This is a genomic window from Defluviitalea raffinosedens (assembly GCF_016908775.1).
GTDB lineage: Bacteria > Bacillota > Clostridia > Lachnospirales > Defluviitaleaceae > Defluviitalea > Defluviitalea raffinosedens.
In genome coordinates, this window is sequence record NZ_JAFBEP010000017.1 from 36390 (window position 1) to 58565 (window position 22176).

Sequence of the window (22176 nt, forward strand, 5' to 3'; positions counted from 1 at the left end):
TAATTGAAAGGACGAATCAATATGCATGACTTAAGAATTTCTACGCTGGCAAAAACATTGGTACGATATTCTGTGAATATTCAAAAGGGAGAAAAAGTATTAATTCAAAGTAACGGCATAGAACCTTCTCTTGTAAAGGCATTGATTAAGGAAGTTTATGCTGTAGGTGGCTTGCCTTTTGTTCAGTTAAATGATCATAGCATTCTTAGAGAACTATATCTTGGCACTTCAGAAGAACACATGAAAGCAATGGCTAGTTACGAAGCCTACAGAATGAATGAAATGGATGCATTTATTGGCTTCACCTCTTTAAGAAATGCATCCGAATTTGCTGATGTGCCCTCTGATAAAATGGATATTTATCACAAATATTTTGTAAAGCAGGTGCATATGGAGATACGTGTGCCAAAAACGAAATGGGTTGTTCTGCGTTATCCTTCTCCTGCTATGGCCCAACTGGCAGATATGAGTACTGAAGCTTTTGAAGATTTTTATTTTAATGTATGCAATCTGGATTATGCGAAAATGTCAAAAGCAATGGATTCTCTTGTAAGATTAATGGAGCAAACCGACAAAGTAAGAATTGTAGGAAAAGACACAGATCTTTCATTTTCGATCAAAGGGCTTCCTGCAATTAAATGTGACGGGAAAATGAATATACCTGACGGAGAAGTGTATACTGCCCCTGTAAGAGAATCTGTCAATGGAATCATAACATATAATGCCCCCTCTGAATATCAGGGATTTACTTTTGACAAAATTCAATTTGAATTTAAGAACGGAAAAATTATTAATGCCACTTCGAATAATACGGAAAGGCTTAATAAAATACTGGATACGGACGAAGGTTCAAGATATATTGGAGAATTTGCCATAGGCGTAAACCCTTATATTACTAAACCAATGAAAGAAACTTTATTTGATGAAAAAATCGCAGGTTCTATTCATTTTACTCCAGGAAATGCTTATGACGACTGCTTTAATGGAAATCGTTCTGCAATTCACTGGGATTTAGTATATATTCAAACACCGGAATACGGTGGTGGTGAAATCTATTTTGATGATCTGCTCATCCGAAAAGATGGACGATTTGTTATTCCAGAGCTTGAAAACCTTAATCCGGAAAACCTAAAATAAATTGTGGCTTTTGCCACTTTTTTTATAATCTTTTTTAAATTTTTCATACTTCTTTAATTTTAAAACGTATTATTTATACGATGAAACTTTAGAATCTTTAAAATTATTTTTAGGAGGGTAATTATGGAAAGTAATTTAAATTTACAACCAGTTGCAGAAGAGCAACCTCTTGGCTTTTTATCAAAATTAGTTAAAATTTTTACAAGCCCAACAGAAGTCCTTGAAAATATTTCACATTATCCTAAAATACTTATGCCTCTTATTTATTCTTCAGTAATTATGATTATTACATATTTTATCAGAATGCCATTATTAGAAATTACACAAAAAAAAGTATCCGATTTATATTTGCAAAAATACGGAATAGATATGTCTCAAAATTTGCAAGCCAGTGATTCAATAAATTATATTAGCGCTTTTTTAGCTCCAATAAGCATTATTGTCATGTGGGCTATTGGCGGACTGTTTTTATGGTTACTTGTAAAAATCTTTGGGGGCAAGTCAAGTGTTAAGCAAATTCTTTCTCTTTATGCTCACGTAATGATGATTTCCGTAACAGGATCTCTTATTGCTGCCCCAATTGGATTATTGCTTAACACAGATATAATCATTTTTTCACCGGTAGTTTTTATGCCTAATGGAGATATTTCAAGCTTTTTATATAACTTTTTAATGCTTGCAGAAGTCTTTTCGATTTGGAGTATGATTATTGCAGGCTTAGGAATAAGTATATTGAATGAATTTAGTAAAGTAAAAGGTATAGTAATTTCTATGATTTATCTTATAATAGGAAATGCATTGACTGCGCTAATTGCAATTTTACCTTATTTAACGTTAAATTTATATCAAAATATGTAGGAGTGGAAGTAATGGAGTTGAAAGCAAACATTAAGAAAAATAATAAAAAAATATTTGTGGGAATTGGAATTTTATTGATATTAATTACTTTTGTTGTGGCGGCAGTGATCAATCTTAAATCAGAATCAAATGGCAATACTCCTCCCAAGTCAGGAATCGGTGTTAATATTGAAGAAGCAAGAATAGATACTTTAATATCAAAAGTAACCGCTACAGGAGTTATTGAACCTAAAAATATTGAAACCATTTATGTTGATACTTATATGGATACTTCTTTAAGAATTAAAGATATTCTTGTCGAACTTGGCGATCAAGTAAGAAAAGATACAGAAATTGTAAAATATGATCCGATTACTAAAGAAGAACTGGAACAACAGTTAAAAGAAGCAGAAATCTCCCTTGAAAATGCTAAATTGAGATTACAGTCTTTAACTGATGCAAACCCAGATGAAATACTTGATGCAGAGTCTTCTTTGATCTCCCGTGAAAAATCACTTAGTGATGCACAAAAAGAGTTAAAGCAAACAGAACTCACAATAACTCAGCTAAAGAAAAAGATCCAAGATAAGGAAACAACTGTTGCTAATAATCAAATTCTTTATGATCAAGGTGCTATTCCTAAGTCAGAGCTAGATGGTGCTAAAACGGAATTAAGTGAATTAAAAGATCAACTTCAAAAAGAGCAAATGAATCTTGAATCCATTAAGCAAAATATTGAAAATTTAAAGAGAGAAAAATCCATTGCAGAAAGAAAATTGTCCAATACATACAATAAATCCTCTGATCCAAAGCAAGAAAATGAAATAAAAATTCAACAAAACCTAATTAAATCAGAAGAATTAAAAATCCAAACATTAAAGCAAAAATTAGAAAGACAATTAACATCATCCAAGAGTCCTATTGATGGTACAGTAACAGAAATACTTACTGAAGAAGGTGCCTGGGTTAATCAGAGTTCTCCTATATTAAAGATTGCTGACTTAAATCATTTAATTGTAAAAGTAAGTGTAACGGAATTTGATGCGCCAAGTATTCAAGTGGGACAAAAAGCTATCCTTACGGGTGATGCAATAAAAGGAAAGCCTATAGAGGGAAAAGTAACAAAAATTGCTCCCAAAGCTATCACCCAAGATACTGGAGAAAAAACAAAAGAAGCTATGGTAGAAGTTGAAGTAGAAGTCTTGAATAATGACAGCAATCTTAAACCCGGATATACAGTGGACGTTGAAATTATCACTGCAGAGCATGAAGACACAGTTGTTATTCCGTTACTAGCAGTTGATACCGATAAAGATGGAACGAATTTTGTTTATATCATGAAAGACGATTTCACTGTTGAGCAAAGAGAGATTGAATTAGGTATTTACTCAGATTTATACGTAGAAGCTAAAGGCGTAAATCCAGGAGAAAAAATTATTACAAATCTAAGCAGTCAAATTCAAGAAGGTGTTAAGGTAAAACCAATGAATATATCTGAGTCAGGTGAACAAAATGATTAGAATTGAAAATCTGTGCAAGGTTTATAAAAATGGAAAAATTGAAGTGCAGGCTTTAAAAAATATATCTTTTTCTGTAGTTCCAGGAGAATTCGTAGCGGTTATGGGGGCTTCGGGTTCAGGAAAATCAACGCTTATGAATATATTAGGATGTCTTGATCGTTCAACGAGTGGAAGCTATTTTTTAGATAATGTTGATATTTCTTCTTTAAAGGATAATGATCTGGCATTGATCAGGAATCTAAAAATTGGTTTTGTTTTTCAGGCTTTTAATCTTTTGCCCAAATTAACAGCGTTGGAAAATGTTGAATTGCCAATGATTTATGCAGGCCTAAAACATAAGGAAAGAAAAGAAAAAGCGATGCTTGCTTTAGAAAAAGTAGGCTTATCTGAAAGAATGCATCATCGTCCTAATGAATTATCAGGGGGACAAAAGCAGAGAGTCGCTATTGCCCGAGCATTGGTAAACTCCCCTTCTATTTTATTGGCAGACGAACCAACAGGTAATTTAGACAGTGCATCCAGTGAAGAAATCATGGGGATTTTTCAAAGCCTGAATGCTGAGGGGGTAACTATTGTTATGGTTACCCATGAGCCCGATGTTGCACAACACACCAAAAGAATCGTTGTATTTAAAGATGGAGAAATTATTTCAGATCATCCTGTTAATGATCCCATTATTGTAAGGAGGGCGGTATTATGAATTTATATGAGAGCATAAAATCTGCTTTAAGAAATCTTCTGGCTAATAAAATGCGCTCCTTCCTTACCATGTTAGGAATCATAATAGGAATAGGCTCTGTAATCATGATTACTTCCATTGGTTCTGGAAGCCAATCTGCAATTTTGGATAATTTTAACAAACTTGGTTTTGGCCTGATACAAGTGCAAATGAGGGATGTAAGCAAAGCTAAAACCAGAGATTATCTTACCATAGATGATGTGGATCTCATTAAAACCCATCCGGATGTAAAATATGTATCCCCTTATTTTTATGGATGGGGATCTGTAAAATTAAAAAATCCTAAGGAACAGAAAAGAGCATATTTGATAGGAGTGAATGGTGAATATAGATTTATCCAATTGCCAGAACTACTCTATGGGCGTTTTATAGTAGATGCGGATTGCAGATCTAAAAGTAACGTAATTGTCATTGATGAAGTATTAGCTGAAAAAGTATTCGGCAAAAAAGATGTTGTAGGAAAAACTTTATCTGTCGAAATGTGGAGAGGTACTTTCAAATTCACAGTAATAGGTGTTATGAAGAATAGCAATGCTTTTCTTGAATCTATGCTGGGTGATCAACTTAGCTCTGAAGTTTACCTTCCTATTCAAACACTTATGGATATGTATATGTACGACATTGTTGATTATCTTTATGTAACTGTAAACGATATTGACAATGTCGATCAGACTGCTATTGAAATTAACAAATTACTAGAAACAAAACATAGAAATAAAGATGCCTATAGTGTAAAGAATGCTGCGCAGGATTTAGATGCTATTAATGAAGTTTTAGGCATATTTACAGCTTTTATTAGTTTTGTTGCAGGCATATCTTTACTGGTTGGCGGCGTTGGAGTAATGAATATTATGTTGGTAACTGTGACCGAAAGAACCAGAGAAATTGGAATAAGAAAATCCCTGGGTGCTAAAAATAAAGATATAAGACAGCAGTTCTTAATTGAAGCTGTGATTATAACCATCATTGGAGGAACTATCGGTCTTTTACTTGGATACTTAGGTGGTTTAGGCGTTGGTTCCTGGATGAAAATTACTCCCAAAGTCTCTTTATTATCCATAATCATTACTGTAAGTCTGTCGACTGTTATAGGTATTATCGCTGGAGTTTATCCTGCCAGCAAGGCTGCAAAATTAGATCCAATAGAGGCATTGAGATATGAGTAAAAATGGGGTGAGTTTTTGCAGTTTTTAGTAAAGATTATGATCGGTCTATTTGCCAGTACGATCATTTCATACATAGCTTATAAAAAGCAAGCTTTAACGCTAAGTGGAGCCATAGGGGCCATGATTCTCGGTACAGGAATCTTTTTTGGTTCTGGCCTATATGGCTCTTTTCTTATATTTGTTTTTTTTAGCACTTCTACTATTTTCACATTTATAAAAAGAAATTATAAAAATGAAATAGAAAAGCAGTACGAAAAAAGTGGTGGAAGAGATTTCTATCAGGTCTTTGCTAATGGCGGAGTAGGACTGCTGTATTCTCTGTTATATTCTTTTACTTTTAATCCAATGTATTTAATTCTGATCGGAGTGTCATTTGCAGCTTCTAATGCAGATACCTGGGCCAGTGAATTGGGAGTATTCAGCAAATCATTACCTGTATCTTTAAGAAGTTTTAAAAAAGTACCTAAGGGAACCTCAGGAGCAGTCAGCTTATTTGGAATACTTATGTCCTTTCTGGGTTCATTGCTTATAGCTTTTTCTGCAATCATAATCATTACTATATTTCAATTAAACCTTAATCCTTTTTCATACATTGAAGCTTTCCTACTCATTATTTTAGGAGGAATCTTAGGCAGTATGATAGATTCAATCCTAGGTGCTACCATTCAGGCTGTTTATTATAATGAAAATTTAAAAAAAGAAACTGAAAAAGCATTTGAAGAAGGAAAATCAAATGTGCTCATCAGAGGATATAAATTAATTAATAACGATTTTGTTAATTTTACGAGCATTTTGTTAGCTACAATTATAATCTTGCTTTTATGTAGATGATTTGCATAAAATTGTATAAATATAAAAGTAATAATCTTTAAATCTAATATTTTATTAAAAAAAGTTCGAAAAATGTTTGAAAAACGCACGGTTTTTAGTATAATTATACACTAGTTTATACTTAATTCTTAAAGGGGGAAAGTTAATGACTGGTGACAAACTACAGATCTTTATTGCCATGTGTGCCTATATGGCATTTGTCATTGGCATAGGATTATATTATGCAAAACGTGCCAATGAAAGCAGTGAGAACTATTTTCTTGGAGGCAGAACCCTTGGACCATGGGTTACTGCAATGAGTGCTGAAGCCTCTGATATGAGTGGATGGTTGCTCATGGGGCTGCCTGGAGTTGCTTATTGGTGTGGATTAAGTGATGCTATATGGACGGCGATAGGTTTGGGCATAGGTACATATGTTAACTGGCTTTTTGTAGCGAAGAGACTTCGCAGATATTCAGCTGTGGCTGGGGACGCAATTACTGTTCCGGATTTTTTCAGCAACAGATTTAAAGAAAATAAAAAAGTGATCATGACTATTGCAGCATTGTTTATCTTAATATTTTTTACAGTTTATGCGGCCAGTTGCTTTGTTACAGTTGGAAAACTATTTAGTACGTTATTTGGCGTAAAATATCAATACATGATGGTTGCAGGAGCCTTGTTCGTAGTTTTATATACAATATTAGGTGGTTTCTTGGCTGAAAGTGTATCTGACTTTATGCAGGCAATCGTTATGGTTTTTGTATTGGTTTTTGTCTTTATAGTTGGTACTTCTGTTGCTGGCGGCATTTCAGCAGTTTTAAAGAATGCTAAAGATATACCTGGCTTTTTCGAATTTTTTGGAATTGCGCAACCTACAGTAGTTGACGGCGTTCAACAGGTTAGCGAAGCTGGCAAACCATTATTTGGCGAAGCTGGACATTATGGATTCTTAACCATCCTTTCAACATTATCCTGGGGGTTAGGTTATTTTGGTATGCCTCAGGTATTGTTAAGATTTATGGCAATCAGAAAATCCGAAGAAATTACTATGTCCAGAAGAATTGCAACTGTTTGGTGTTTTGTTTCTCTTTTTGCAGCAGTATCTATTGGTATGATCGGCAGAGCATTGTATCCAAGCGAACTTCTTACTCAGAGCTCTGCTGAAAGCATCTTTATTTTAATGGCTACTAAATTGTTGCCTGCATTATTTGCAGGAATTGCTATGGCAGGAATTCTTGCTGCAACCATCAGTTCATCAGATTCTTATCTTCTTATTGCAGCCTCCGCTTTTGCCAAAAACATCTATCAAGGTGTTATCAAAAAGAATGCAAATGACCAAGAAGTTATGGTTGTATCCAGAGTGGTATTAATATTAATTTCTATTCTTGGTATGATCATTGCGCTTGATGAAACAAGTGTTATATTCACTGTTGTTTCATTTGCCTGGGCTGGTTTTGGAGCAACTTTTGGACCTATTATGCTTTTCTCATTATTCTGGAAAAGAACTACCCGATCTGGTGCCATCGCTGGTATGATATCTGGGGGTGTAATGGTATTTGTGTGGAAATTAATGCTTAAACCTTTAGGAGGCATCTTTGGAATATATGAGTTGCTTCCGGCATTTATTATTTCATGCATTGTTATCGTAATAGTTTCATTAATATCGGAAGAACCTTCTCAAGAGATTCAAAAAGAATTTGAATTGGCAAAAACATATGAATGCTAATTGAATGTACATATGACACCAATTAACTAAAAAAGTGTTGTGATCATAATTTTGTGATCACAACACTTTTTTATTAAGATAAGTCATATCTTAAGATTATACGAACATATATAAATAGTGGCATCTGTCCTTTGATTTTGATTATAAGTATCTGATTTTTGAAACCATTTTAAATATGGGGGAAAGAATCCATGAAAATCACTGCAATGATTATTTTTATTACAACATATATTTTGCTGTTGGTATTTCCAAAAATCAGAGCCTATATTGCACTCCTTTCCGCTTCAATCTTTGTATTTATCGGAATAATACCTGCTGGTAAGTGTTTAACTTTCGTCGATTGGAACGTTATTTTAATGATTACAGGGACTATGGGAATTGTGTCCTTATTTATTGAATCCAAAATGCCAGCCCTGTTAGCAGATTTGTTAATCGAGAAAACTCCAAATGTCAAATGGGCAATTATCGCTTTATCCCTGTTTGCAGGCATTATTTCTGCCTTTATAGATAATGTTGCAACAGTTTTGATGATAGCCCCTGTGGCTTTAAATATAGCCAAAAAACTCAAAGTATCTCCTGTGCCCAGTATCATTGCTATTGCGGTTTCATCCAATCTTCAAGGTGCTGCCACTTTAGTGGGGGATACCACCTCAATTCTTTTGGGAGGTTATGGAAATCTTGACTTTTTGGACTTTTTCTTTTTTAAAGATAAACCCGGGATGTTTTGGATCGTCCAAGCCGGTGCAATATCTTCCATTTTTGCTTTGATGTATATATTTAAAGATTATACAAAACCAGTTAAATCCATAAGCAGAACAATCGTTAAAGACTATTTTCCAACAGTACTTCTCATTGGAATGATTATATTATTGATCTTTGTATCCTTCATACCTGATAAACCCAGCATCACTAACGGAATGATTTGCGTTGTATTATTTTATATTGGTTTGGTGAATAGTTTTTATAAATCTAAAGATCTTGGAATCGTATTAAAAGCCTTAAGAGAAATAGACTACTATACCATTCTTTTATTGGCTGGGCTTTTTGTTGTAGTGGGGGGAATCACAGAAGCAGGAGTCATAGAAGACATAAGTAAGATTTTCGTCACAATCAGCAAAGACAATATTTTTGCAATTTATAGCCTTCTTGTCTGGGCCTCTGTATTCTTTTCGGCATTCATTGATAATATTCCTTATGTAGCAACCATGCTACCCGTAACTACGGGAATTGCAAAAATATTAAATATTGATCCCTACATACTTTATTTTGGACTGCTTTCAGGAGCCACTTTAGGAGGCAATTTAACTCCCATTGGAGCTTCAGCAAATATTACGGCTCTTGGCATTCTTAGAAAAAACGGATATGAAGTAAGCAACAGAGAGTTTATGAAAATCGGTGTCCCATTCACCTTAACGGCTGTAACGGTTGGCTATATACTCATTTGGTTTATTTGGAGATAGTCTTAAATATTTTATATATTTTATCTTTCAGCGGCTCTATGATTAATTTATCCATTAAAAATATACCTCCAGGAAGATCATCCGGCTTTTTAATGAACAGATGATCTTCCTGGGTAGAACATATAATTCATTCGTAAGATATATTTATAGTTCTACTTCACACAAAATTCATACTAAAGTATTATAATCTTATGGATGAAAATATGTAAGGAGTGGTTAAATGTCGAATGTGGTTTTTGTTGTTGAAGATGATGAAAATATAAGGGAAGTAGTAGAAGAATATTTAAAAGCAGCAGGATTCATTGTAATTACAGCAGAAGATGGTAAAAAAGCAGTAGAAATGATGGAGTTACATACAGAGATTGATTTGTATATTCTCGATATAATGCTTCCTGAAATATCAGGCTTAGATATATTAAAAAGGATCCGTTCCAATCGGCAAACTCCAGTTATTATGTTAACAGCCTTAGACGATGAATATACACAACTCATTAGTTTTGATGGACAAGCTGATGATTATATTACAAAACCTTTTTCTCCAAAGCTACTGGTCAAGAGAGTGGAGGCACTCTTAAGACGAATTGGAAAACATAGTGATATATTGCAAATAGGAAGTATATCGATTAATGTGGATAGTTATGAAGCCTTTGAAAACGGATCCAGAGTTGATTTGACTTTAAAGGAATTAGAAATCTTAAAAACATTAATGTGGCATCAAGGAAAAGTTCTATCGAGACAGCAATTACTTAATTTGGTATGGGGATATGATTACTTTGGTGACGAAAGAATCGTAGATGTACATATTAAAAATATACGAAAAAAGTTTAAATCAAATATCATTATCACAGTGAAAGGCGTAGGTTATAAAATTGAGAAAAAGGCAGGAGAAGCCTATGCTTAAGAAAAAGGGAATTCTTTTAAAAACCTTTGCCTTTACCTCTCTTTTGATCACAGTTATAGTGCTTATCTCTTTTGGAATTTTATTTTTTATTTTACCAGACTATTATTTATACACTAAAAATAAAACACTGCAAAAAAGAGCTGATCAGTTAGTCTCAGAAATAGACGGTGCAAAAACAGAAGATGAACTGGCTCAGTTCATTTCGGACTTTTCGTTAAATAATAATGCCACCGTCATGGCTTTTAATTCATCTGATGAATTAGTAGCCCATTTATCTTCTCCTTTTGTTTCCATGTATTCTGTTTCGGCAGAAGATTCAAAACGAATTACAGTTACTTTAGCGAAAACGAATAAAGATTTGACTGAAGATTCAACTGATGGCGATTTAAATCATCATGCAGTTATTAGCAAAAGTACTATATTAGAAAATCCCAAATCAATCGCTTTAGAGGGAATTCCTTCTGGTTATGTTTTAAAAATGAGAAACTCAATGGATGCGTCACATATTGAAATGACTAAAAAAGTAAATAATACTGCGATCGCTTCTATTACAATTACAAGTACATTACAGCCTATTGATGAAGCAAAAAGCGTGATGATCTCTTTAATTCCCTATTTGCTGCTAATTGATCTATTGATTGCTTTAGTAGCTGCTTATTTTTATTCTAAGCAATTGACAAAACCAATTATTCATTTATCGAAAACAGCAGCAGAAATGCAAAGTCTTCGACCTAATATTTCTTGTAAAATAAACACAAATGATGAATTAGGAGAGTTATCTGATAATATTAATGCACTCTATATAAAACTTCGCGCCAATATTGAGAATGTAAAACGTGAAATGGAAAAGGTATCTTTATTGGAAAAGTCGAAAACAGATTTTATGCGTGCTGCAAGTCATGAGTTAAAAACACCAATTACTGCAATAAACGGCATGATTGAAGGTATGATTGATCATGTAGGTAGATATCAGGATAAAGAAAGATATTTAAAAGAATGTAAAAAACTAATCGATCATTTGTCAAAGCTGGTTCATGAGATATTAAAAGCTTCTAAGCTGGATACCACAGAATATATATTGCATATGGAAAAGATAGATTTATGGGAAATTATTGAGAAGAACTTAGAAAACAATAAGATTTTAATTGAAGAAAATAAACTGAAGCTATTTTTAGATAAAAAGAATTTAGAAGCTTATATTGATCAAACGATCATAGAGAATACGCTCTCTAATATCATTTCTAACGCTGTAAAATATACGAAACCTAATGGACAAATTCATATTTTTACTTCAGAAACAGAAGAAGTACGAATACTTTCTATTGAAAACGAATGCGAACCTATCCCAATTGATGATCTCGAAAAGTTGTTTGAACCTTTTTACACCAGAAACTATAGTAGAAATAGGCATAAATATAAAAACGGAACTGGGTTAGGATTGTACATTGTAAAAAAGAATTTAGAAACTTTAAACCTTCCATATAAACTAGAGAATACAAAATTAGGATTAAAATTTAATATTTATTTTCAGAAAGCTCCTCAATGCAATGCACCCTCATAAGTTAGATTTTTAAGTCTAATTTATGAGGTTTTTCAGTATAAGGAGTTTTCATATTAAATACATATTAGATTCACATATATTTCATGTTAAATTACTAAAATGAAATCAATGAATAGGGCCACTATTCAAATAAATTTTTATTAGGAGGAAATATATGAAAAAGTTTAGTGCATTAGTTTTAACTTCAATCATTGCTATTTCTACAGTTGCTTGTGTCAATCGAAATGAAACAGCTTCAACAAATATAACCGAAAAAATAGGAGGAGAGATTACTGTATCCTGCTTTGAGAGTGCTTTGTATAAAAATTATCTTGAAGAAGCCGCCAAGGCTTTCGAAAAAAAATATCCTGGCACAAAGGTGAATATAGAAACATTCTCACTTATGCCAGAAGTGAAAACGTCCGCCACTGAAGATGGTAGAAAAGCATCTGTTATAACAATAGGCAACGATGATGATATGAGCAAAATTGACTATATTAATAAAATCAATACGGAATTGATGAGTGGGGGGGGAGCGGATCTTTTAGCTATGGATGTGCTTCCTTATTATAAATATGCTGAAAAAGGTCAGTTAGAAGATCTAAAGAAGTATATGGAAGAAGATCAAGAATTCATCCCTTCAAATTATCTTCAAAATATTGTTGACGCGGTTCAATATAAAGGAAGACAATATCTTTTCCCTATAAGCTATTCTTTTCAATATCTAAGCTATGATACAACTTTATTGGATAAAAAAGCCCAAGATCAATTAGCTCAAAAAGATACTTTTACATATGAAGAATTAACAGAAATAGCTTACAATTCTTTTCAAAATCAAAAAAAACAAGAAAATACTTCAAAAATGTATAATATTTATGATTGCGAGAAAATGTTTCAAGTTCTTTTAAAAGAGCATTACAATAAAATTCTAAATTTTAAGGAAAGAACTGCAAATTTCACTGATGGAACCTTCAGAAAAATTCTAGAAACTGCAAAAGAGTACGGAGAAAATGGCTATGTAATAGAAAGCGTGGTAAATCTTGAAAAAGGCAGCAATAAAAATACTGAGGTAAGCATTGTAGTTGGAAAAATGGGTACCGGGCAAAATGGCCTTCCAAGATACTTTTATCAAGCAATAGATCAAGGAATGTTAGTGTATGAATTTAAGGACTTAAAATCCGGAAAAATTTCAATTGACCTGAGTTCAATACTTGGAAATACAGGAGACAATAAAATCGCCGGATTACTTTCCAATGAACAGGGAGAAATTCCTTTTGATTTACGCATGGGATTTGGAATGAATTCAAATTCACAAAATAAAAAAACAGCCTGGGAGTTTATTAAGTTTTTAGCAAGTGAAGAAATGCAAACATCAATGAAATTGATAGGATGTCCAATTCATAAAAAAGCCATGGAAGAAAGGGCAAAATTAGAAATTACTGGACAGCTTTTTGCACCGGAAGAAAATTTAGGAATCGAAAAATTAACAGAAGCGCAAAAGAAAATCTTTCAAGAGTACTTTTCAGTACTCAATAGATTTGTTAATCAATTAAATACATATTTGATGCAGGATAGCATGATTAATGAAATGATTGAACAGGAAATTCCTTATTTTTTTGATGGCACAAAAACAGCGGAAGAGGTAGCAGAAACGTTACAAAGCCAAATAGAATTGTATCTGAACGAATAGAGGTTTGCAAAATGCTTAAAAATCAGAAAATGGATTGGCCTTTCTTATTTATACTTCCAAGTTTATTAGGATTTTTATTATTTTACATATGTCCGTTTTTAACCTCATTAAGGTATGTTTTTGTTGATAAACCTGTCAATGGAAATTTCGTAGGGATGCAGAATTTTATTGATTTGTTTCAAAGCAAATCGTATCTTAATGGATTAAAAAATACATTAATCTTTATGGGAATCAGTATTCCCGTAAATATTGTTTTATCCTTAAGAATATCATTGATGATCCATAAAATGACTGGACAAAAAGAGCTTTTTACATTGTTGTTTTTGATACCTTTAGTCATTCCATCAGGTTCCATGCTTTATTTCTGGAAAATGCTTTTTGATTACAATGGATATGTAAATAATCTTCTTTTCCGAATCGGTATTGATAACGTCAACTGGTTAGGCACAAGCTTAGCTCGTTATGTGATGATTGGGGTTTTTGTGTGGAAAAGTCTGGGATATAATATCGTTTTATTTTTATCAGGCCTCAGTTCTATTCCGAAAGAATATTATGCGGCAGCAAAGGTAGATGGAGCAAGTGAAATACAGGAGTTTTTTAAAATTACGCTTGTCCATCTTTTACCTACCCTTATTGTTATCGTAATTCTATCAATCATTGATTCTTTTAAAATCTTTAAAGAAATTTATCTTATTGCGGGGAATTATCCTCACGACAGCATTTATACGTTGCAGCATTTTATGAATAATATGTTTCATTCTCTTAATTATCAGAAACTGACCACAGCTACCTGCGTACTGGTTTTAGCGATTACTATGTCCACTCAAATTTTATTTAAATTAGAAAAGAAGGTGCGTTAGGTGAAGAAGAAAATGATACATACATTGAATTACATGGCCCTATTTTTGTTGGGCATTCTTTTTATTTACCCACTGATAGTTACATTTACCAATTCTTTTATGAGTGAAAAAGAAATAATGCTTCATTATTCCACTCAATTATCACTTTTTGATGTATTAGAAGGTATTAAGGATGCTTTTGTGGACATGAAACTGATTCCTGATCAAGTTTCTGGGGAGCAATATGAAGAAGTTTTAATTGCTCAGCCTTCTTTTTTGGTTTTATTGACAAATTCAATGAAAATAACTTTTCCTGTTGTGATTGGAAATGTTCTCGTCTCTTTATTATCTGCCTATGGCTTTACTTTATGGCAATGGAAGTACAAAGAAGCCTTATTTCGGCTGTATGTCATTGTAATGTTGATGCCTTTGCAGGCAGTCATAGTTCCGAACTATATTATTGCAGATACTCTTCAAATTAAGGACAGTAATCTTGCAATCATATTACCAGGTATTTTTGCTCCGTTTGGAACGTTTTTACTACGGCAAAACATGAAGGCAATGTCCAAAGAATATTTCGAGGCAGCATCAGTAGATGGAGCAAGTATAGGTTATATCTTTCTTTATATTGTTGTTCCTCAAATGAAATCAGGAATTTCTGCTCTTTCCATATTAGTTTTTATAGAATATTGGAATTTGGTAGAGCAAGCCGTAATTTTTATAAAAGAATATTATCGAGAACCTTTATCCGTTTACTTATCACGAATCGCCGAAGGTAAAGTCGGATTAATTTTTGCAGCCTCATGTGTTTATATGTTTGTGCCTATTTGGTTTTTAATACTAGGACAAAAAGATTTAGAAAAAGGAATTGAATTATCTGGCATAAAGTAAAGGAGTCATATGAATGAATCAAAGTAAAAAAATAAATATTAAATCAATCAGTCTTTCATTTATGTTTTTTTTATTGCTTTCCATCTTTTTCTCAAAGACGATTTATACACATGATTTGCCTAAAGTAACTGCTGTTTTACCGCGAAACGGTAAATTAGAGAAGATCGAGAAAGCTTCAGGGATTTCCAATTGGGCAAACATAGGAGAAATTTATGTGGAAGTAAGCGGAAAAGTAGAGGAAATATTAGTGGAAGAAGGTGAAAATGTTTCAAAAGGGCAGGCGCTTTTCCATCTTAGTTTTGATAAAGAAGAAGTGCATAAAAAATTAAGTGAACTTGAGATCAGCAAAAAGAAAATTCATATTGATATCGAAAAAATCAATCAGAATATAAAGCAAATCCAAGAAAAAATAGATGGTTTAAAAAGTGAAGTATTTAACCAAGAAAAAGCAGAAATCAAAAAAGAAGAAGAAAACCTGCAAAAACTTAAGATTTTATATCAAGCTGGAGCAATCTCACAAGAAGAATTAAGTAACATCCAATATAATTTACAAAAATTATATAATACTTTAGCTGCAAAGAAAGAAGAACATTCTAAACAATTAAAAGCATATCAAGCTGAATTGAAATCATTTAATCAGGATATAAAATCAAAAGAACTGGATTTGAAAGATCTTTCAATACAGGAACAAACATATCTTGATATTCTATCAAAATATGAAGAAAATAAGACTATTTATGCTCCCCAGGATGCTACTATTATATCTATTCCCATCAAATCAGGACAGAAAATCAATGAGAATCAGCTTATGATGAGTTTTGGTGTAGGGACTGAATATGAGATAAAATGTAATGTTTCTCTTAGCAATAACTTTATTACAGTTGGAGATATTTGCGAGCTTTCAAACGCCTCGTATAGAGTAGAAGGAACTGTTAAAAAGATTACCCCTATCGAAAATATGAAACAAATTACAATCAATTTTCAATCAAAGGAGAATGTCATGGGAGAAACTTTTGACGTGTTATTTCAAAAAGAAAGTGAAAAGTCATATATTCTTGTCCCCAATGGTGCAATTCATCAGGATCACGAGGGGTATTACCTTTATCAAATTAAACAACGAGATGGAATTATGGGCAAAGAATATTATGTTGAAAAATCTAAAGTCTACATAGGAGACTCAGATGATACCAATACGGTTATTGTTAAAGGAGTAAATTATTTTGATCCCATTGCTTACTTAAGTGACAAGCCCATTTCGGAAGGTGTAACAGTAAAAGTAGAAAATGAGGAGGATTTTCTTGCAAATTAAATATATGCTATTCATATTAACATTGACATTACTAGTCCCATTGATCTTTATCGGATTTTTTCAAGATTATGAGCAATACAACGATATAGTATTGATTATTCCAAATTCAAATTACACAGTAGATGTTCCAATCGAAAAAATAGAGAAAGTCAATGAAGAAAAATTCTTAACGACATATTTAGTAGAGCAAGAGAAAAAGATACGGGCAATTCATGAACATCATCTTGTCAGTATAAAAGGAACCAATTATGCATATCCATTTGTATTAAATTATAATATTGTCAATGGAGGTTTTTTTCCAAAATCCTCTCAGGTGCAGGAAAGCAAAGTTGCTGTGCTCAATGAGAATGCAGCTTTTAATATCTTTGGTGGTAACGACTGTATTGGAAATGAAATCATCATAGATCGCTTCATTTATAGAGTTATAGGAGTTATAAATGATAAAGATAAAAAAAATAAGAATATTTATATACCCATTACGCTATTGAATCAGTCACCTAAAGTATTCGTTGCACTATTAGATAGAGACATTTCAGAGGGATATATAAAAGCCCAGTACAAAAATCTGGGAATAACAACGGACCATTACGATTTCATTAATCTAAATTCATTAACTCTAATGATCAAAGAAAAAGCGATTGCTTCATGTGCATTCATGTTAATAATCCTGTTATTACTGCAAATAAAATGGGTTATACATAGGCTTACAAATCAATATATGATTTTTCGTCGGTTGTTGATCAAAAACTACTTAAGAGAACTTTTTAGAAAAGAAGCAAAAATTTTCGGCGTGTTGATTGGGCATTTCGGATTGATTGTTGCATTAATATACTTTATAGTTTTATTGGTAATGTATACTTTTGAAATGTTTTTGAAGTGGAAAGATTTATCTGCCTTTTTCATAATTAATTGCTCTGGCAGTCATAGTATGAATATTTTTACCTCAATAGAGAAGTCATTGATATATTCCAACATACTATTTATTTTATTGTTGATTTTATTTTTTACTTTAATATATTCTTTTATACTGTATAAAGATCAATAATTTATGATTTTCCATATTTAAAGAAAATTAAATATTGAAAATCTACATTCGTAATGGTATAATATTACATAATTAAATATGTTTTTTGTTAAAGGGGAGTAACTGCCTGATACAGGAGATAAAGTCAACAATCGGTATATTTTGCCTGGCTTTATCCTTTGATATGTCAAAGCTGTAAGACCTTTAGCGAAATTTTATTTTTATAGTAAAATTCGCTGAAGGTCTTTTTTATTTGGTTTTCAGGTTCTCCCTTAAAAAGTGAAGGAGGTATTTAACGATGTGGTTTTCAAAAACCCAGAAAGAAGTACTGGAAGAACTTAATGTCAATCCAGCTGTTGGCCTTACCAGTAAAGAGGCTGAGACGAGGCTTGAAAGATATGGGCCCAATAAGCTTAAAGGAAAACCAAAGAAAAGTTTGGTTTCACTGTTTTTTGCCCAGCTTAATGATATGCTGATCTACGTTCTTTTAAGCGCAGCTGCAATAACAATGATCATAGGTGAATTTGTAGATGCAATCATCATACTTTTAGTTGTGATTCTTAATGCGTTAATAGGAGTGGTCCAGGAATATAAAGCTGAAAAAGCAATTGAAGCACTTCAAAAGATGACTACACCCAAGTCTCTTGTTAGAAGGGATGGAGAAATTAAAGAAATCAGTTCTGAGCAAATTGTACCTGGTGATATCGTAATTATTGATGCAGGAAGATTCATCCCGGCAGACCTTAGATTAATAGAAAGCGTGAATCTTCAAATCGAAGAATCTGCATTAACTGGCGAATCAGTACCTACAGACAAAGATGCAAATGCTCTTTACAAAGATCCCAAAACACCTATAGGAGACCAATCCAATATGGCATTTATGTCCACCCTTGCTACTTATGGAAGAGGAGAGGGTGTTGTGGTTGGAACTGCTATGAATACTGAAATTGGTAAAATAGCAAAAATACTGGATGAAGATACGGAGCAAATGACGCCTCTACAAAAGCGATTAGAGGAGCTTGGAAAAACTCTTGGTTTTATCGCTATTGGAATATGTATACTTATATTTGCTATTTCACTGTTTCAAAAAAGAGATTTGTTTGAAATGTTTTTAACCGCAATCAGTCTGGCAGTGGCAGCTATTCCTGAGGGGCTTGCCGCTATTGTTGCTATTGTGCTGGCACTTGGTGTAACAAAAATGTCTAAAATCAATGCTATAGTCAAAAAACTGCCGGCAGTTGAGACTTTAGGGGCCGTAAATATCATATGTTCTGATAAGACTGGTACTCTTACACAAAATAAAATGACAGTAGTAAAATACTATACATTCAGCAACCTAAAAGAGGTTTCGTCTACAGAAACCAGTATTGTTGCCTCCAAAGATGAAACAGAACTCATTAAAACCTTAGTTTTGTGTTCTGATGCAACATATGAAAACGGTGAAGGTACAGGAGACCCCACAGAGATTGCATTAATCGGTTTTGGAAATAAATATAATCTTATAAAAGGAGAATTAAATTCAAAAAACAAAAGAGTAGCAGAAAATCCCTTTGATTCTGACAGAAAACTCATGTCAACTTTAAATGAAGAAGGAAATGGTTACAGGGTTCATACAAAGGGAGCAATAGACAATATATTAAAAATTTCTTCTCATGCCCTTATAAACGGAAAAATCGTACCATTAACAGAGGAAGTAAGATTTGCCTATTTAAAAGCTGCAGAAGAAATGTCTAATAATGCTTTAAGAGTCCTGGGGGCAGCTTTTAAAGATACTGATAAGATACTGGCTCCTGGAGAAATGGAAAAAGATTTAACAGTTATCGGTATTGTAGGAATGATCGATCCTCCAAGATTTGAAGTCAAGGATTCTATAAGAGAAGCCAAAAGGGCAGGTATTACCCCGGTAATGATTACAGGAGACCACCAAAATACTGCTGTTGCCATTGCTAAAGAACTTGAAATAGCAGAGTCTATAGAACAGAGTATTACCGGGTCAGAAATAGATGAAATGTCAGATGAGGAGTTTGCTGAGAAGATCAATAACTATAAGGTTTTTGCCAGGGTTTCACCCGAACATAAAGTTAAAATTGTTAAAGCCTTTAAATCCCAGGGAAATATCGTGTCCATGACCGGAGACGGTGTCAATGATGCACCCTCCTTAAAAAATGCAGATATAGGCGTTGCTATGGGAATAACCGGAACTGACGTTTCAAAAGGTGCCAGCGATATGATTTTGACCGATGATAATTTTACAACCATCGTTCATGCCATCGAAGAAGGAAGAAATATTTACAACAACATAAAAAAATCTGTTATCTTCTTATTATCCTGTAATTTGGGAGAAGTCCTTACAGTATTTGCTTCAATCCTGTTCTTCTGGCCAGTACCATTGCTCCCAACCCAAATATTATGGATCAATCTCATAACCGATTCATTACCAGCTATAGCCCTTGGAATTGATCCAGGTGACAAAGACGTTATGAAAAAGAAACCAAGAAATCCTAAGGAAAGCTTTTTTGCGCAAGGAGCAGGAATAAGAGCAATTATAGGGGGAACCTTAATTGGTTTGCTCACTTTAGCAGCTTTCTATTTTGGGTTAAGTGAATATGGATATACTTTGGGTTCTACCCATATACCTGAAGATGTTCTGACCTATGCAAGAACAATGTCCTTTGTTGTACTGGCAGGATCACAGTTGTTCTATTCATTGTCCATACGACACTCTACAAAATCAATCCTCCAGATAGGCTTATTGAGCAATATGTATTTAATAGGGGCAATCATAGTAGGTTTCATTCTGCAATTTGGAGTGATTTCAATTCCTGTTTTGGCAAAAGCATTTAATGTTCACAATTTAAGTCTAGGTGATTGGGGATTGGTAATGGTCTTTGCTTTAATTCCTTTAATCGTAAATGAAATCATAAAGAGCTTTATGAGATTAAAGGAAAACGAAGAATAACCTATTGCTTAAGTAAGATATATAAATTTAAAAGGAACCTGAACCCTTAATTATTATTTGGGGGTTAAGATTCCTTTTTATTTTAATCCTTATTTCTTTTTAGATTTTCCAAGATAAGCCGCTTTGACATTTTCATCATTTAATAATTCTGTTCCTGTTCCTTCCATAGTTATGTGCCCAGTTTCACAAACATATCCACGGTGGGCGATCCTTAAAGCGAGATTTGCATTTTGCTCAACGAGTAAAATTGTCATTCCTTCTTCTTTATTAATATTTGTGATGATTTTCATTATATCGTTTACAACAATCGGAGCAAGTCCTAAAGAAGGTTCATCCATCATAATTAATTTTGGTTTGCTCATAAGGGCACGACCCAATGCTAACATCTGTTGTTCCCCACCAGATAAGGTTCCGGCCAGCTGCCATGAACGTTCTTGAAGTCTTGGGAAGAGTTTATATACTCTGTTTATATCTTCTTGAAGATTATCTTTTCGTAAATAGGCACCAATTTTAAGATTTTCCAATACGGTAAGATCAGGAAACACACGACGACCTTCTGGCACTAAGGTAATCCCTGTTTCAACAATAGAATTAGTAGCAATTCCTGTTATATCTTCACCACGATATGAAATTTTTCCGCTTTCAGGCTTAACAAGTCCTGCAATCGTTCGTAATATGGTACTCTTACCAGCACCATTGGCCCCGATTAAAGTAACAATTTCACCCTCTGGAACCGTTAAGCTGATTCCTTTTACTGCTTTAATACCACCATAGGAGACACTTAGATTTTCTATTGTTAATAAATTATTCTTCGTCATCATCTGGTACCCCCAAATACGCTTCTATAACTTGCTGATTATTTTGAATTTCCTCCGGAACTCCTGAAGCAATTAATTTTCCAAAGTCTAATACATAGATACGATCAGAAATCTCCATAACCAAATCCATATGGTGCTCAATCATAAAAATGGTTAAATTGAACTTTGAACGTATATCATGAATAAATTCAGTTAATTCTTGGGTTTCCTGAGGATTCATACCTGCCGCTGGTTCGTCTAATAACAGTAATTCCGGCTCTGTAGCAAGGGCACGGGCAATTTCCAGATGTCGTTGCTGACCATAAGGCAGAGAGCTGGCGATTTCATCTTTTACATCCATCAAACCTAAAATATCTAAAAGTTCTAAGGCTTCTTTCTGCATTTTTTGTTCTTCTTTATAATTTAAACAAAGAGTGGCAGAAAGCCAATTTGCTTTAGAACGCATATGTTTTGCAATAAGTACATTTTCAAAAGCAGTTAAGTCTTTAAAAAGTCGAATATTTTGGAATGTACGTGCTACATTAAGTTTTGTAATCTGATCCGGAGTCTTTTTGACTGTGGTTGTATATTTCCCATAATTTTGCCCTGCATAAATTTTTTTCATGGGTCCTTTGGGATAATTGCAAGCAATCATTTTATCTTTAAAATATACAGCGCCATTGGTAGGAGCATAAACACCTGTAATAACGTTAAAAGCAGTTGTCTTCCCGGCACCGTTAGGACCTATTAATGAAACTATTTCATTTTCATTGACTTCTAATGAAAGATTATCTACAGCCACTACGCCGCCAAACTGCATTGTGATAT

18 protein-coding genes are annotated in these 22176 nt (G+C 33.3%); 16 read left to right on the forward strand and 2 right to left on the reverse strand.

What is annotated here, in order from left to right; translation table 11 throughout:
* Positions 1-21 precede the first annotated feature (21 nt).
* From JOD07_RS11505 to JOD07_RS11580, 16 genes are all read left to right on the forward strand, one after another.
* The gene (locus JOD07_RS11505; protein ID WP_158739055.1) at positions 22-1137 is read left to right on the forward strand and encodes an aminopeptidase; all 1116 of its coding nucleotides are present in this window, start codon (positions 22-24) and stop codon (positions 1135-1137) included.
* A 123-nt stretch (positions 1138-1260) separates the two neighbouring features.
* Positions 1261-1995 carry a YIP1 family protein gene (locus JOD07_RS11510; protein ID WP_158739054.1) on the forward strand — a complete coding sequence of 245 codons (735 nt, stop codon included), beginning with the start codon at positions 1261-1263 and terminating at the stop codon, positions 1993-1995.
* Between the two features lie 11 nt (positions 1996-2006).
* Complete coding sequence (locus JOD07_RS11515) at positions 2007-3494, forward strand: efflux RND transporter periplasmic adaptor subunit (RefSeq protein ID WP_204614055.1); 1488 nt, start codon at positions 2007-2009, stop codon at positions 3492-3494.
* Positions 3487-4194, forward strand: a complete 708-nt coding sequence (locus JOD07_RS11520; protein ID WP_204614057.1) for an ABC transporter ATP-binding protein — start codon at positions 3487-3489, stop codon at positions 4192-4194. Before JOD07_RS11515 ends, JOD07_RS11520 begins: the two co-directional genes overlap by 8 nt.
* Positions 4191-5399 carry an ABC transporter permease gene (locus tag JOD07_RS11525; protein ID WP_158739051.1) on the forward strand — a complete coding sequence of 403 codons (1209 nt, stop codon included), beginning with the start codon at positions 4191-4193 and terminating at the stop codon, positions 5397-5399. The genes JOD07_RS11520 and JOD07_RS11525 overlap by 4 nt, the downstream gene beginning before the upstream one ends.
* A gap of 15 nt (positions 5400-5414) precedes the next feature.
* On the forward strand, positions 5415-6230 hold the full coding sequence (locus JOD07_RS11530) for a DUF92 domain-containing protein (protein ID WP_158739050.1): 816 nt from the start codon (positions 5415-5417) through the stop codon (positions 6228-6230).
* Between the two features lie 145 nt (positions 6231-6375).
* On the forward strand, positions 6376-7938 hold the full coding sequence (gene putP / locus JOD07_RS11535) for a sodium/proline symporter PutP (protein ID WP_204614059.1): 1563 nt from the start codon (positions 6376-6378) through the stop codon (positions 7936-7938).
* A gap of 191 nt (positions 7939-8129) precedes the next feature.
* Positions 8130-9398: an ArsB/NhaD family transporter gene (locus tag JOD07_RS11540; protein ID WP_204614061.1), complete on the forward strand. Its 1269-nt coding sequence runs from the start codon at positions 8130-8132 to the stop codon at positions 9396-9398.
* 220 nt (positions 9399-9618) lie between these two features.
* Entirely contained in the window at positions 9619-10299 is a 681-nt protein-coding gene (locus JOD07_RS11545; RefSeq protein ID WP_158739047.1) for a response regulator transcription factor, read from the forward strand.
* A complete protein-coding gene (locus JOD07_RS11550) occupies positions 10292-11860 on the forward strand; it encodes a HAMP domain-containing sensor histidine kinase (protein ID WP_158739046.1) in 1569 nt (522 codons plus the stop codon). Before JOD07_RS11545 ends, JOD07_RS11550 begins: the two co-directional genes overlap by 8 nt.
* A 154-nt stretch (positions 11861-12014) precedes the next feature.
* Positions 12015-13529, forward strand: a complete 1515-nt coding sequence (locus tag JOD07_RS11555) for an ABC transporter substrate-binding protein (protein WP_158739045.1) — start codon at positions 12015-12017, stop codon at positions 13527-13529.
* An 11-nt stretch (positions 13530-13540) separates the two neighbouring features.
* On the forward strand, positions 13541-14389 hold the full coding sequence (locus JOD07_RS11560) for a carbohydrate ABC transporter permease (protein WP_243144511.1): 849 nt from the start codon (positions 13541-13543) through the stop codon (positions 14387-14389).
* Positions 14390-15259, forward strand: a complete 870-nt coding sequence (locus JOD07_RS11565; protein WP_204614063.1) for a carbohydrate ABC transporter permease — start codon at positions 14390-14392, stop codon at positions 15257-15259.
* 13 nt (positions 15260-15272) lie between these two features.
* On the forward strand, positions 15273-16568 hold the full coding sequence (locus JOD07_RS11570; RefSeq protein WP_204614065.1) for an HlyD family secretion protein: 1296 nt from the start codon (positions 15273-15275) through the stop codon (positions 16566-16568).
* A complete protein-coding gene (locus tag JOD07_RS11575) occupies positions 16558-17613 on the forward strand; it encodes an ABC transporter permease (protein WP_204614067.1) in 1056 nt (351 codons plus the stop codon). The genes JOD07_RS11570 and JOD07_RS11575 overlap by 11 nt, the downstream gene beginning before the upstream one ends.
* A gap of 277 nt (positions 17614-17890) precedes the next feature.
* On the forward strand, positions 17891-20551 hold the full coding sequence (locus JOD07_RS11580) for a cation-translocating P-type ATPase (protein ID WP_204614069.1): 2661 nt from the start codon (positions 17891-17893) through the stop codon (positions 20549-20551).
* A gap of 89 nt (positions 20552-20640) precedes the next feature.
* Here the strand turns inward: JOD07_RS11580 and JOD07_RS11585 are convergent, their stop codons facing one another.
* Together JOD07_RS11585 and JOD07_RS11590 are read right to left on the reverse strand one after the other, a co-directional pair.
* Complete coding sequence (locus JOD07_RS11585; RefSeq protein ID WP_204614071.1) at positions 20641-21369, reverse strand: ABC transporter ATP-binding protein; 729 nt, start codon at positions 21367-21369, stop codon at positions 20641-20643.
* Positions 21356-22168, reverse strand: a complete 813-nt coding sequence (locus tag JOD07_RS11590; RefSeq protein ID WP_158739278.1) for an ABC transporter ATP-binding protein — start codon at positions 22166-22168, stop codon at positions 21356-21358. Before JOD07_RS11590 ends, JOD07_RS11585 begins: the two co-directional genes overlap by 14 nt.
* Positions 22169-22176 lie beyond the last annotated feature (8 nt).